Source organism: Polaribacter pectinis (genome assembly GCF_014352875.1).
Classification (GTDB): domain Bacteria; phylum Bacteroidota; class Bacteroidia; order Flavobacteriales; family Flavobacteriaceae; genus Polaribacter; species Polaribacter pectinis.
In genome coordinates this window covers 3024397-3039760 of sequence record NZ_CP060695.1, presented here as the reverse complement: position 1 = coordinate 3039760, position 15364 = coordinate 3024397, and the positions used below count along the sequence as shown (strand labels likewise).

Below are 15364 nucleotides of genomic sequence, written 5' to 3'. Positions count from 1 at the left end.
AGGTAATTCTTTTGATTGTAATTAAAAAAGTTTTTTAATAAAAAAAGCCTCATCAATATGATGAGGCTTTTAATATGTATTTAAGAACTAACTAACTAGTTAGTTACTTTAATTTCAACTCTTCTGTTGTTAGCCATTCCAGCTCTAGTTTTATTAGAATCTACTGGGAATCCTTCTCCAAATCCTTTTGCTTCTAATCTTGTAGCATCAACTCCTTTTCTTACTAGATAATCTCTAACAGCAATTGCTCTTTTTTCAGATAATCTTAAGTTGTTAGCAGCTGGTCCTGAACTATCAGTATGACCTCCAATTGCAAATGTAGCTTTTGGATACTTGTTCATTACAGATACAATAGCATCTAATTGTTTAGAAACTCCTGGTTTAAATGAAGCTCTTCCACTGTTAAATAATATAGACTTCGCTGTAAAAGCAATTACATCTGTAGCTTCTTTAGTAATTGTAGGTTCTGGACATCCATTGTTAGATGCTGGACCTGCAACAGATACACATTTATCATCTTTATCTAAAACTCCATCACCATCAGTATCTGGCCAAGGACAACCACCATTAGCAGCTGGTCCTGCAACAGAAGCACATTTATCGTCTTTATCTACAACTCCATCACCGTCAGTATCAGGACAACCTTTATTAGCTTTTGTTCCTTTAGAGTTAGGACACATATCATCTTTGTCAGCAACTCCATCTCCATCAGCATCTGGACAACCATTCATAGCAGCTAAACCAGCAACATTAGGACAAGCATCATCAGAATCTTTGATTCCATCGCCATCAGCATCAGGACAACCGTTAAATTCTTTTAAACCTGCTACGTCTGGACAAGCATCATCTTTATCATATACTCCGTCTCCATCAGTATCTTTACCTCCAAATTTGATTACTAAACCTAAAGAAGATTGGTAATGTGACTTAACATTATCAGAAAAACCTTTTTTTGTCCCTGTTTGAAAACTTAACCCTAAGTTATCATTAAACCAAGTATTGAACCCAACACCTCCATTCAACATACCTTCACCTTTAGAGTCTACAGATGTATACCCCCCACCTAAATAAACAAAAGGATCAAACCATGAAGTGTCTCCAATTAAATTATTTAAATCATACTTTACAACCGCATCAACAGCCCAGTATAAAAAATCTGAATCATCTTTAGTATTAAGAGTTTCAATCTTATTTAAAGACCCTGCTAATTGTAAAGAAAATCCTTTGTCAAGGTATTTCTCTCCAGAAATTCTTGAAATTGAAGGAATAATATTCCAATCTGAATTTCCTAATAAATCTTTAATCTGGTCAGTAAAGTTATCTCCGTTGTAAAAATCTACAACATTTACACCAAAACCTACAGCCCATGGGTTGTTCTCATCTTGTGCGTTTACGTTGCTAACTGCTACCAACGTAAACAAAGCTATCACAGCTAATTTTAATCGTTTCATTATCAAATTTTTAAATTAAAAGTTCGTTATTTTAAATGCAAAAGTAAGTTGTTAAAACTTATCTACAAAGACAAATCTACAAAATATTACTAATATTTCAAGTTTTTTTTAATATTCTAAATAACATTAAGCTTTTTTCCAGTTACTTTAAATGCTGATATTGCTTTATCTAAATGTTCTTTTGTATGTGCTGCTGATAATTGTACACGTATTCTTGCTTTTTCTTTTGGAACCACTGGAAAAAAGAACCCTATTACGTAAATACCTTCTTTTAAAAGTTCATTTGCCATTGTTTGAGAAAGTTTTGCGTCATATAACATAACTGGAACAATTGCAGCATCTGCTCCAACTAAATCAAAACCAGCTTTTTCCATTTCTGTTCTAAAATAATTTGTATTCCATTCTAATTTATCTCGTAGAGTGGTATTATTAGAAATTAAATCAAATACTTTTAAGGATGCTCCTACAATAGCTGGTGCCAAAGAATTAGAAAACAAATAAGGTCTTGAGCGTTGACGTAAAATTTCAATAATTTCTTTTTTACCAGTTGTGTAACCTCCCATTGCACCTCCAAGAGCTTTTCCTAAAGTTCCTGTAACGATATCTACTCTATCCATTACATTCTTTAACTCAACAGTACCTCTTCCGGTTTTACCTATAAAACCTGTGGCGTGACATTCATCAACCATAACCAAAGCATCATACTTATCTGCTAAATCGCAAATTTCATCTAACTTGGCTACAATTCCGTCCATAGAAAAAACGCCATCAGTTACTATAATTTTAAAACGATGATTTTGTTTATCAGCCTCAATCAATTGTTCTTCTAAAGAACTCATATCATTGTTATTATAACGATAACGGGCTGCTTTACATAAACGAACACCATCAATAATAGAAGCATGATTTAAGCTATCTGAAATAATTGCATCTTCTTTTGTTAATAATGGTTCGAAAACTCCACCATTTGCGTCAAAAGCTGCAGCATATAAAATGGTATCTTCTGCTGTATAAAAATCGGCAATCTTTTTTTCTAATTGTTTATGAATATCTTGAGTCCCACAAATAAAACGCACTGAAGACATTCCAAAACCATGTGTATCCATTGTATCTTTTGCTGCCTGAATAACCTCTGGATTATTAGATAGTCCCAAGTAATTATTCGCACAAAAGTTAATTACTTCCTCACCAGTAGAAATTTTTATTACTGCATCTTGTGAAGATGTGATGATTCTTTCAGACTTGTACAAACCTGCATCTTTAATTTCTTGAAGCTCTTTATTTAAAGTATCCTTAATTTTTTCGTACATTTTTTATTGATTTAAGAAATACAAAGTTACAAAGTTTATTTTCTTTGCTTATACTTCAACAACATCAATTTTATCATTCATGTAAATAAGTATTTTTTTATCAACTTTAAAATCCATCGATTTTAATACTCTTTCATATTTTAATAATTGTTGATGATGTTCGTTTGAGGCATTACCCGTTTTATAATCGATAATAGTAACTTCGTTATTATCATTAAAAACCAATCTATCTGGAATTATTATCTGATTATCTACATCTACAATCTCTCTTTCATTAAAAACAGTAACTTCTTCAGAAAAATAATCTTTTAACTTTGGATGATATACAACCTCACTAATTGTAGTTTTTATAGAATTCATCTGAACTTCATCAATAAAACCTTGGTGATGATATTGATTTACAACATAACCAACATCATTTGAAGTGGTTATTTTTGATAATATTTCATGAAATAAATTCCCAAAATCAATGGCTTCTCCTTGAGTTGTATTCCATAATTTGGAAGCACTTGCCAATAAGACAATATTGTGTTCTTGCCAAGGTGTAGAGATAAATTTCTCATGAATTTCTGTTATAATCTTTTCTTTTTTCTTCTTCTTTTCTACAATTATTTTATTTTTATTTCCGAAGGAATATTCCAAAACATCATCTTGCCAACGATTAATTTCCTTTAAATAATTGATGAAAATCCCAGAATAATGATTTAGATTCTCAAAACCTTTTGCTGATATTTTCTTTTCTGTAACAACATGTAATTGCTCTACAGCTCTTGTTAATGCTACGTATAACAAATTAAAATTATCTAATTCTAATTCTTCTCTTTGTTGATTAAAAATTTCTAAACCTCTATCGTTTATAAAACTGATATCTTTCTTATAATCAATTAAAAGCTCTTTAAATTCATAACTTTCTGGTAAATCATCAAACCAAATTTTTGGATTGATTTGCCTGTAAACATCAACATCACAAGGAAAAATAACCACAGGAAATTCTAAACCTTTCGATTTATGAATTGTCATAATCTGAACAGCATCTGCATTTTCTGAAGCCACAATACTTAATTTATCTTTTTTAAGCTCCCAAAACTCTAAAAACTCACCAATATCTGTTGCTTTTCTCTGTTGCTCTAAAACAACATCCAAGAAAAATTGTATATATGCATTAGAAGAATTTACCAATTGAAATCCTCTAATTATTTCTTCAATTTTCTCATAAAAAGGAACTTGCTGAAAGTTTGTAAAATCAAAAGTAACTCCATAAGATTTTAAAGCTTCAAAAATTAAAAAATTAGAAGATTTTATGTGTTTTTTAAAGAATTGGTGTTTTGGTTCGTCAATCTTTAAATGATGATATAAAAAGTATAAAAATTCAAATCTTTTTTCTTCATCATTTGCGTTCTGAATAATTTGTAAAACTGCAACAATAAATTTGATTTTAGCGTTATTATTCAGCAATAACGTTTCTGATGAAACAATAGAAACACCATTTTCTGACAAGTAATCTGCAATAGCAATTCCGTCTTTTTTAGTTCTTGTTAAAACACAAATTTCATTTAAAGAAAATTCATCTTTTAACTCGTTTATTTTTGCTAAAACTTTCTTCGGATATTTTATTTTCTCATCTTCTTTTTCTTCTTCTTTATCCAAAAATGATATCGAAACATAACCACCTTTTTTTGCATTCTCTAACTGTGTATTTCCGTCAAAAAAAAGTTTCTTATACGATTCATTTTGAAGAAAATTAGAAGCATGCTGAAAGAAAGAGTTATTGAAATTGATGACTTCTGAATAACTTCTGAAATTAACTGGTAAATTATCAACTTTCTTCTCTATATGGAATGGGTTTTCCTTATCTGAACCTAAAGAAATAAACTGTTCTGCTTTTCCTCCACGCCATCTATAAATTGCTTGTTTCCCATCGCCAACTAACAATAATTTACTGTTTTCTTGCGCCAAAGCATTGTCTATTAACGGAATTAAATTCTGCCATTGCAAAACTGAAGTATCTTGCATTTCATCAATAAAATAATTCTGAAAACGTTGCCCAATTCGTTCGTAAATAAAAGGTGCAGGTTGGTCTTTTATATTGTCTGAAATAAGTTGATTAAACTCTGCATTTAAACGAATATTATTATCTTCTTTTATGGTATTTAATTCTGAATTTATATTGTTTAAAACCGCTAAAGGAATGATACTTTTCAAGGTGATTTTATTCAGTAAATACAAAGAATACGTTGCGTTGTATAAATCTTTAGATTGGTAATAATAGTCTTTTAAGTTTTCTGAAATTCCATCAATTGTATCTTTAATATTTGCATCTGTTTTTGCAGCAAAAAGGTTTTTAGATTCTTCGATTGTTTTATTTAAACGACCATCAAATTTTAAATCTTCACTTTTTAGAAACCTTAGTTTACCCAATTTTTGAAAATGTTTTGGATATTCTCCTGCATACCCAAAATCGGAAATTGCTACGCCATTATCATTGATAAATTTTAAAACTTCATCTGCTAAAACTTTATAATCTTTCTCTATTTTTTTATTCGATGCTTGTAATTTCTTTTTTAGATTATAGAAATCGTCTAACTCTTTTTTTGCTAATTTTCTAAAATGTTTAACATCATCTTCATTTAATAAAACTCTTGCAAAATCATTTAAATCATTAGAAATATCCCAAGATTTATCATCATCTATTTTATCTAAAGAATAATCTATTAAAAGATTGGTTAGTTTTTTATCTGTACCTATTTTAGAAATTAAGACATCTACAGCTTCATTTAAAAGAGAAATTGCATCCATTTCTACTTCAAAATTTAAAGACAAACCTAAATCATAGGCAAAATTTTTGATGATTTTATGCGTAAAACTATCAATAGTAGTAATAGAAAAAGCGGAGTAATTTTGAAGAATAGCATCTAAAATTTTCTTGCTTCGTTCTTTAACTGTGGTTTTATCTAAAGTAGTTTCTTCAAGAATTTTAGAATACATGTCTGTAGATTCACCTTCAGCAAATTTCTCTAAATTCTCTAAAACTCGTTCTTTCATTTCACCAGCAGCTTTGTTGGTAAATGTGATTGCCAAAATTCTTTGAAACGCAAAAATATCATCAGAAGTTAAAAGAACTTTCAAATATTCTTTAACTAAAGTGAACGTTTTTCCACTTCCTGCAGAAGCGTTATAAACTTGAAAAGTTGATGGTTGATGCACAGTCTGTTTTTTATTGCAAAATACAAAAAGCCAAACATTTCTGTTTGGCTTTCTTGATATTTCTTATTTGTTTTGAGATTAACCCAAACCAACATCTAAACTCATCATTACAATAAAACCGCCAATAAAACCAAGTGTAGCAATATCTGTGTATTTATCTCTCTGGGTTTCTGGTATTACTTCTTCTACAACTACAAAAATCATTGCACCTGCTGCAAATGCTAAAGCATAAGGTAAAATCGGAGTGAAAAATGATACTGCTAAAGCACCTAAAACTGCTGCAATTGGTTCTACAACTGCAGATAATTGTCCGTACCAAAAACTTTTTAATCTACTAACTCCTTGTCTTCTTAATGGCATTGCCACTGCAAAACCTTCTGGAAAATTCTGAATTCCGATTCCAATTGCTAACGAAATTGCGGCAATAATCATCTCTGTCTGTTCTACTCCAACTAAAGTGGATGCTGCTCCAAATAAAACTCCAACCGCCAAACCTTCTGGGATATTATGCAATGTAATTGCCAAAACTAATAATGTAGATCTATGTAATTCTGTTTTTACACCTTCAGCTTCACTTTCTTTAAAGTTGATATGTAAATGTGGCAAAATTTTATCCATTCCAAACAATGATAATGCTCCTAAACCAAAACCAATTGCAGCTGGTAAAACTTTTACAAAACCTTCTCCTGGAGAATTTTCTATTGCTGGCGCTAACAAACTCCAAAAACTTGCAGCAACCATTACACCTCCAGTAAAACCAAGCATTCCGTCTAAAACTGCTCTATTTAATTTCTTAAAAAAGAAAACCAAAGCTGCACCTAAAGCTGTTAAACCCCAAGTAAAAAGGGAAGCATAAAATGCTGCCCAAATAGGATTTTCTTTTGCATATTCTACTAATTGATCGAATGTACTCATGATTTTTTGATGTATAAATTGTTTGCTATTTTGTTTGATATTGATAATTTTTTCCCTTCAACTAAAATGGATAAAGAATTATCAAACTCTTCTTTTTCTAAAATGGTTATTTGTTTTCCTAAAGTGATGCTTTTTTTATCTAAAAACTGTAAAAATTCTGATGAAGAATCATCTACACCCACACAAACTCCACTTTCGTTTTTATTTAAAGTTGATAATAAACTCTTCTCTATTGTTTTTAAATTCCCTTCTTCATCTGGAATTGGATCTCCATGAGGATCGTGTGTTGGAAAACCCAAAAAAGAATCTAATTGATTTATTAATTTCGATGATTTTATGTGCTCTAATTGTTCAGCAACTTCATGTACTTCATCCCAAGAAAAATTAAGTTTTTCGACCAAAAAAACCTCCCACAATCTATGTTTTCTCACAACATTTGCGCCAGTTTTCTTTCCTAAAGAAGTTAAAGTTACTCCTTTATATTTCTTATAAACCACTACTTTTTTCTCAGATAGTTTTTTAATCATATCTGTTACAGAAGAAGCTTTTGTTTGTAACTTCTCTGCAATAGCATTCGTACTAATTCCTTTATCAGTCTCTAACTGTAAATGATAAATTGCTTTTAAATAATTTTCTTCCGAAAGCGTAAACATTTGTACTTATTTAGTCTTACAAATATAAACTTTTTATTTATATGAAAATATATTTTTAGTCTTGTCTAAAAATAATATTATATTTGTCAAAATATTTATTTAAAGTGATAAAAATTTTCATTAAAATCAGTTGTCTTTTTTTCTTCGGAATTATCTCTACTTACGCTCAAAACAATAGTGTTTCTGGTAAAGTAATTTCAAACGGAGAAGTTTTACCTTTTGTAAACATCTATTTAAAGAATACAAAATTAGGAACTGCAACTAACGAAAAAGGTTTTTTTGAGTTGAAAAATATTCCAAATGGAACCTATACAATTGTGGCAAGTTCTGTTGGTTTTGAATCGAAATCAGCAAGAATTATACTTTCTGGAAATGAAAAAATCACCAAAAACTTCAACTTAAACGAAAATAGTTCTTTGGAAGAAATTGTAATTTCCGGAACTTTAAAACCTGTTACAAAATCGAAAAGTCCTGTTCCTGTTGAAGTTTACAGCAAAACATTTTTCAAGAAAAATCCTACAACTTCCATTTTTGAATCGATGCAAAATGTAAACGGAGTTCGACCACAATTAAATTGCAATGTTTGTAACACTGGCGATATTCATATTAATGGTTTAGAAGGACCATATACGTTTGTTTTAATTGATGGAATGCCAATTGTAAGTGGGCTTTCCACAGTTTATGGTTTAACAGGAATTCCACAAGCATTAATAGAAAGAGTGGAAGTTGTAAAAGGGCCAGCATCTACTTTATATGGTTCTGAAGCTGTTGGAGGAATTATAAATATCATCACAAAAAAACCTTCGAGCACACCAATTTTATCAACAGATATTTTAACGAGTTCTTGGGGAGAAGTGAATACAGATATTGGTTTGCGTTATAAATTGTCTGAAAAAACACAAGGTCTTTTAGGAATTAATTATTTTAATTATCAGAATAGAATTGATAATAATAAAGACGGATTTACAGATTTAACGCTTCAAAATAGAATTTCAATTTTTAACAAAGTAAATATTGAAAGAAAAAGTAATAAAGTTTTTACCATCGCTGGACGTTATGTGTATGAAGACAGATGGGGAGGAGAAATGGATTGGGAACGTAAATTTAGAGGAACTGATATAAAATATGGCGAAAGTATTTACACAAATAGATGGGAAACTTTTGGAACTTACGAATTACCAACTTCAGAAAATATTAATTTTCAATTTAGTGCAAATGGGCATTATCAAAATTCTTTTTATGGAACAGATGCTTATGATGCTGAACAAGTTATTGGTTTCGGACAATTTGTGTACAACAAAAAATTTGCCCAAAAACACGATTTATTGTTAGGTTTGGCTTACAGATATACTTTTTATGATGATAACACTTTTGCCACTTTCGAAGAAGATGGAATTACCAACAAACCTTCTGCAACGCATTTACCAGGTGTTTTTATACAAGATGAAATTGCCCTAAACACTCAAAATAAATTATTATTAGGAGCAAGATGGGATTATAATAGTTTGCATGGAAGTATTTTTTCGCCAAGAATAAATTACAAATGGAATTCTAAAGACAAGTCAGATATTTTTAGAGCAAGTGTTGGTAATGGTTTTAGAGTTGCCAATGTTTTCACAGAAGATCATGCAGCTTTAACTGGTGCAAGAGAAGTGGAGTTTGATGGTGAATTAGACCCAGAAACTTCTTGGAATGCAAACCTAAACTACGTAAAAAAAATTAATACAGAAAATGCGTTTATTACTTTAGATGGAAGTGCTTTTTACACCTATTTCAACAATAGAATTTTACCTGATTACGAAACAGATCCTAACAAAATTATTTATGCAAATTTAGAGGGATTTTCTGTTTCTAAAGGAATTTCTTTAAACACAGATATTACATTTACAAACGGTTTATCACTAAATGCAGGCGCCACTTTAATGGACGTTTCCATAACAGAAAATGGTATAAAAACAAGACAATTATTAACAGAAAGTTTTAGTGGAGTTTGGTCTATTTCCTATAAATTTAATTATAATTTTTCTATTGATTATACCGGAAATGTTTATGGTCCGATGAGACTTCCTTTAATAAGTGAAACAGATCCAAGAGATGCAAATTCGCCTTGGTTTAGCATCCAAAATATTCAAGTGACAAAGAAATTTACCAATAGCTGGGAATTGTATGGAGGCGTAAAAAACCTATTAAATTTTACACCAGCTTCTAACAGTATTGCTCGTTCTTTTGATCCTTTTGACAAAGACGTTGTTTTTGATGCAAATGGACAAGCAACTGCAACACAAAACAATCCAAACTCATTGACTTTTGACCCAAGTTATGTTTATGCTTCTAACCAAGGAATTAGACTGTTTTTAGGATTACGTTACACTATATTTTAAATGATGAAACAAATATTTCTTCTTCTTATTTTCTTCGGAAGTTTGGCTGTTTTTTCGCAAAAAAAGGAAGCCAAATTAAATGTCTATACATTTTCTGAAGTTGAGAAAATTCATCAGCAAAAACCAAAACCTGTTGTTATTTTTATTACTACAGATTGGTGTAAAATTTGTTTCGGAATGAAACAAACAACGATTAAAAATGAAGAAATTATCCAACTTTTAAATGAACAATTCTATTTCATAAAATTAAATGGAGAAGAAAAAAAAGACATTATTTTTTTAGGAAAGAAATTTGTTTATAAACCTACTGGAACAAATACTGGTGTGCATGAATTAGCAAATGAACTAGCTTCTTCAAATGGAAAAATTGCATATCCTACAACAGTAATTCTAAATTCAAGTTTTGAAATAAATGCTCAACTAATTGGTTATTATAAGAGCAAAAAAATGATAAAAATATTATCTAAACTATAGATAATTAATGATTTTCATTCCATAGTCTTGGAAACATAGATCTAGACCCAAAACTATATACCAAACCCACAGAAGTATAAATATGAGAAAACTGGCTTTCAAATTTATCTTGAGAATATTTATACATAAATTGCAAATTAAGACCGTAGTTTTCTGAAAACCAAAAGGTATTCCCTGCACCAAAATTTAATGTTGGTGTTGGTCTGTCTGCACTAATTATACTTCCACCAAGAAGCAAATATGGAACTACATTATTATTTGAAGTACCAAAATCATAGCGTAATGTCCCATCGAAAGTTGTATATTTTTGAGTATCTCCAATTGATGTAGAGATACCACCATCTAAAGTAATATTTGCAAACATATATTTAGAAATATTAAATCTTGGAGATTGATAAATAAACTGACCTCCAAGAGCTTTCGCTTGAAAATCAGTACTATACTGTGCAGATGCAAGACTTACTCCAAAGGTCCATTTATTTTCACTATTTTGACTACTTATTGATAATGTAAGAAAGGAAAATATTATTATTAAAGATTTAAATTTCATTGTCGTTTTCGTTAGGGGATTGATTATATGTTTACTAAACTGATAATTCACAAATATATTGTAATCTTCAAGAAAACAAAATTCTTAATGGGTTTTTATTGATTTACACCTTACATTTGTACAAAATTTAGTGAGTTGAGCAAGCAAAACATTGTAAATCAATACCAAAAATCTGCGAATGTTTCGCAGATTGTTACAGCCCTTCAACAAGAAAACAACCATTTTCAAATATCGAATTTGGTAGGTTCTTCGTTGTCTTTTGTTATTTCAGAAACTTTTAAAAAAGCAGACAAACCCTATCTCTTAATCTTTAATGACAAAGAAGAAGCTGCTTATTATCTAAATGATTTAGAGCAACTTTTAGGTGATAAAAATGTGCTTTTTTATCCAGGATCTTATAGAAGACCTTATCAAATTGAAGAAACAGATAATGCCAATGTTCTATTACGATCCGAAGTTTTAAACAGAATAAATTCTCGTAAAAAACCTGCAATAATTGTAACCTATCCAACAGCACTTTTCGAAAAAGTAGTTACTAAAAAAGAGTTAGAAAAAAATACATTAAAAGTAACTGTTGGCGAAAATTTATCACTCGATTTTGTGAATGAAGTCTTGTTTGAATACAAATTTAAACGTGTTGATTTTGTTACAGAACCTGGAGATTTTTCTGTTCGTGGAGGAATTATAGATGTCTTTTCTTTTTCGAACGAGGAGCCTTACAGAATTGAGTTTTTTGGTGATGAAATTGATAGTATCAGATCTTTTGATGTAGAAACGCAACTTTCTAAAGAAAAGATGAAGAAGGTTTCTATCATGCCAAATGTAGAAAATAAAACTTTACAAGAAAGTAGAGAAAGTTTCTTAAAATATATTGCTGATAAAACGGTTGTTTTTTCAAAAAACCTTGATTTATTGGCAGGAAATTTAGATAAATTTTATCAAAAAGCAGAAGAAGCTTTTAACGAATTATCTAAAGAAATAAAACACGCGAAACCTGCTGAATTATTTTGCGATGGAACTTTTATAAAAAATCAGATTGAAGAATTTTCTTTAGTGAATTTTGGAAATCAAAATAAAGAAGATGCAGAAATTAGTTTTAATACCATTCCTCAACCATCTTTTAACAAACAATTTAATTTATTAATTGCAAATTTAGAAGAATATCACAAAGCTGGTTTTACCAATTATATTTTCTGTGCAAACGACCAACAGGCAAAACGTTTTCATGATATTTTTGATGATGCAGATGAAGATGTCCATTACGAAACTGTCGTTTTCCCATTATACCAGGGTTTTGTAGATGTAGACAATAAATTAGTTTGTTATACAGATCATCAAATTTTTGAACGTTATCATAAATTCAGATTGAAAAATGGCTACGCAAAAAAGCAAGCAATTACACTTCAAGATCTAAATAAACTTGAAATTGGAGATTATGTAACACACATGGATCATGGAATTGGAAAATTTGGTGGGTTGCAAAAAATTGATGTTCAAGGTAAAAAGCAAGAAGCCATTAAGTTGGTTTATGGCGAACGTGATATTCTATATGTAAGCATTCACTCTCTTCACAAGATTTCTAAATTCAATGGGAAAGATGGAAAAGCCCCAAAAATATATAAATTAGGTTCTGGCGCTTGGAAAAAAATAAAACAAAAAACAAAAGCAAGAGTTAAACATATTGCGTTTAATTTAATTCAATTATACGCAAAAAGAAAATTACAAAGAGGGTTTTCTTTTGGACCAGATACACATATTCAGCATGAATTAGAAGGTAGTTTTATGTATGAAGATACTCCAGACCAATTTACTGCAACACAAGATGTAAAAAATGATATGGAAAAAGAGCAACCAATGGATAGATTGGTTTGTGGTGATGTAGGTTTTGGAAAAACAGAAGTTGCTGTAAGAGCTGCCTTTAAAGCTGTTGATAATGGAAAACAAGTCGCAATTTTAGTGCCTACAACTATTTTGGCTTTTCAACATTTTAAGACTTTTTCTGAAAGATTAAAAGATTTTCCAATTAAAATAGATTATTTAAACAGGTTTAGAACTGCAAAACAAAAAACTGCTGCAATAGATGGTGTAAATGATGGTTCTGTAGATATTATTATTGGTACGCATCAACTAACAAATCAACGAATAAAGTTTAAAGATCTAGGACTTTTAATTATTGATGAAGAGCAAAAATTTGGTGTTGCTGTAAAAGATAAACTGAAAACTTTAAAAGAAAATGTAGATACGTTAACCCTTACTGCTACTCCAATTCCAAGAACTTTGCAATTTAGTTTAATGGCTGCAAGAGATTTATCTGTAATAAAAACACCACCACCAAATAGACATCCAATTGAGAGTAATGTAATTCGTTTTTCGGAAGAAGTAATTCGAGATGCAATTTCGTATGAAATATCAAGAGGAGGCCAAGTTTTCTTTATCCATAATAGAATAGAAAATATAAAAGAAGTTGCTGGCTTGTTACAAAGATTGGTTCCTTCTGCAAAAATAGGCATTGGTCATGGACAAATGAAAGGCAAAAAACTAGAAGGTTTAATGCTCGGTTTTATGGACAATGAATTTGATGTTTTGGTTTCTACAACAATTATTGAAAGTGGATTAGATGTGCCAAATGCAAACACCATTTTCATTAATAATGCGAATAATTTTGGTTTGTCTGATTTACATCAAATGCGTGGTAGAGTTGGTCGTTCTAATAAAAAAGCCTTTTGTTATTTTATTACTCCACCTTATCATATGATGACAGATGATGCCAGAAAAAGAATTGAGGCTTTGGTTTTATTTTCTGATTTAGGAAGTGGAATTAACATTGCCATGAAAGATTTAGAAATTCGTGGTGCTGGAGATTTATTAGGTGGTGAACAAAGTGGTTTTATTAATGATATTGGTTTTGATACGTATCAGAAAATATTACAAGAAGCCATTGAAGAATTGAAAGAAAATGAGTTTGCAGATTTATATCCAACAGATAATTCCAAACCAAAAGAATATGTAAAAGAAGTACAAATAGATACCGATTTCGAAATACTTTTTCCAGATGATTATGTGAATTCAATTACAGAAAGATTGGCTTTATACAACAAATTAGGAACCTTAGAAAAAGAGGAAGAATTACAAACTTTTGAGAAAGAAATTACAGACAGGTTTGGCGAATTCCCAACGCAAGTTGAAGATTTGTTGGACTCTGTAAGAATAAAATGGTTGGCAAAAGAATTGGGTTTAGAGAAAATTATTCTGAAACAAAAAAGAATGCTTGGCTATTTTGTTTCGAATCAACAAAGTGATTTTTACCAAACTGAAGCTTTTTCTCGCATGTTAAAATATGTGCAGCAAAACCCAAAAAGTTGTGTTATGAAAGAGAAAGAAACTAAAAACGGTTTGCGATTATTAATCACTTTTATTCGAATAGATTCAGTGAAAACTGGATTGAATATTTTACAAAAAATATAATGCAAAACTCACATATAAAAAATATATCTCTTTTACTTTTAGCAACTGTTTTTATAAGCACTTCTGGAGTTTTAGGGAAATATATAAACATGTCTCCAGAAGTAATTATCTGGTTTCGTTCTATTTTTGCAAGTGTCTTTCTATTTATTTACTGTAAGTTTAAAAAGGTTGATTTACAGATAAAACAGCAAAAAAATTTTACTCCTTTTTTAATAAGTGCTTTTTTAATGGCAGCACATTGGATTACTTATTTCTATGCATTAAAGCTATCTAATGTTGCTATTGGAATGCTTTCTATATATACTTTTCCAGTGATTATTGCTTTTTTAGAACCGCTATTTATAAAAACGAAATTTAATCCAATTCATATTTTTTTAGGATTATTGGTTTTAACTGGCTTGTATATTTTAACACCAGAATTAAATTTAGAAAACTCCGATTTAAAAGGAATACTTTTAGGTGTTATCTCTGCCTTTTGTTACGCGATTAGAATCTTAATTTTAAAACAACATATTGGAAATTATAACGGAAGTATGTTAATGTTTTATCAGACTTTAATTGTTAGTGTTTTATTGCTTCCTGTATTATTTTTTGGCGATTTGTCTAATTTTCAAAGTCAGTTACCATATATAATTTTATTAGCGCTAATTACAACAGCAATTGGCCATACAATGTTGGTGCATTCTCTAAAACATTTTTCGGCTTCTACAGCAAGTATTATTAGTAGTATTCAGCCAATATCTGGAATTATAATTGCTTATTTTATTTTGAGTGAAATACCTAATCAAGCAACTTATATTGGTGGAAGTTTAATTTTATTAACTGTTATTATTGAGAGTTTTAGAAGTAAGAAATAGATTTAAAATCACCTTACTAAAAACACAAAAAGCCAGCAAACAAGTTTAGCCCAGATTGAACGGTCTGTTTGAGCTCTTTTTTATTCTTTTTCAGAATAAAAAAA

At 30.0% G+C, this 15364-nt stretch carries 10 protein-coding genes; 4 read left to right on the top strand and 6 right to left on the bottom strand.

Annotation, left to right across the window (positions count from 1 at the left end):
- Window positions 1–95: 95 nt before the first annotated feature.
- The 5 genes from H9W90_RS13625 to H9W90_RS13605 all read right to left on the bottom strand — a co-directional run bounded on the left by H9W90_RS13625 (window position 96) and on the right by H9W90_RS13605 (window position 7533).
- A complete protein-coding gene (locus H9W90_RS13625; protein ID WP_187482130.1) occupies window positions 96–1451 on the bottom strand; it encodes an OmpA family protein in 1356 nt (451 codons plus the stop codon).
- A gap of 116 nt (window positions 1452–1567) precedes the next feature.
- Window positions 1568–2761 carry a glycine C-acetyltransferase gene (kbl, locus tag H9W90_RS13620; protein WP_187482129.1) on the bottom strand — a complete coding sequence of 398 codons (1194 nt, stop codon included), beginning with the start codon at window positions 2759–2761 and terminating at the stop codon, window positions 1568–1570.
- A 48-nt stretch (window positions 2762–2809) separates the two neighbouring features.
- Complete coding sequence (locus H9W90_RS13615) at window positions 2810–5965, bottom strand: UvrD-helicase domain-containing protein (RefSeq protein ID WP_187482128.1); 3156 nt, start codon at window positions 5963–5965, stop codon at window positions 2810–2812.
- A 78-nt stretch (window positions 5966–6043) separates the two neighbouring features.
- Window positions 6044–6880, bottom strand: coding sequence for a ZIP family metal transporter (locus H9W90_RS13610; RefSeq protein WP_187482127.1), 837 nt, complete (start codon window positions 6878–6880; stop codon window positions 6044–6046).
- A complete protein-coding gene (locus H9W90_RS13605) occupies window positions 6877–7533 on the bottom strand; it encodes a metal-dependent transcriptional regulator (protein WP_187482126.1) in 657 nt (218 codons plus the stop codon). The genes H9W90_RS13610 and H9W90_RS13605 overlap by 4 nt, the downstream gene beginning before the upstream one ends.
- A gap of 119 nt (window positions 7534–7652) precedes the next feature.
- Here H9W90_RS13605 and H9W90_RS13600 point away from each other — a divergent pair, with 119 nt between their 5' ends.
- Together H9W90_RS13600 and H9W90_RS13595 are read left to right on the top strand one after the other, a co-directional pair.
- The gene (locus H9W90_RS13600) at window positions 7653–9914 is read left to right on the top strand and encodes a TonB-dependent receptor (protein ID WP_222934238.1); all 2262 of its coding nucleotides are present in this window, start codon (window positions 7653–7655) and stop codon (window positions 9912–9914) included.
- Entirely contained in the window at window positions 9915–10388 is a 474-nt protein-coding gene (locus tag H9W90_RS13595; protein ID WP_254712497.1) for a thioredoxin family protein, read from the top strand.
- A gap of 4 nt (window positions 10389–10392) precedes the next feature.
- Here H9W90_RS13595 and H9W90_RS13590 read toward each other — a convergent pair whose 3' ends face one another.
- Window positions 10393–10938 (bottom strand): hypothetical protein, encoded by a 546-nt coding sequence (locus H9W90_RS13590; RefSeq protein WP_187482124.1) that lies wholly within the window; start codon window positions 10936–10938, stop codon window positions 10393–10395.
- 135 nt (window positions 10939–11073) lie between these two features.
- On the opposite strand from H9W90_RS13590, the gene mfd reads away from it, so the two are divergent.
- Together mfd and H9W90_RS13580 are read left to right on the top strand one after the other, a co-directional pair.
- The gene (gene mfd / locus H9W90_RS13585; protein ID WP_187482123.1) at window positions 11074–14403 is read left to right on the top strand and encodes a transcription-repair coupling factor; all 3330 of its coding nucleotides are present in this window, start codon (window positions 11074–11076) and stop codon (window positions 14401–14403) included.
- Window positions 14403–15260 carry a DMT family transporter gene (locus H9W90_RS13580; RefSeq protein ID WP_187482122.1) on the top strand — a complete coding sequence of 286 codons (858 nt, stop codon included), beginning with the start codon at window positions 14403–14405 and terminating at the stop codon, window positions 15258–15260. The genes mfd and H9W90_RS13580 overlap by 1 nt, the downstream gene beginning before the upstream one ends.
- The last annotated feature ends 104 nt before the right edge of the window (window positions 15261–15364 follow it).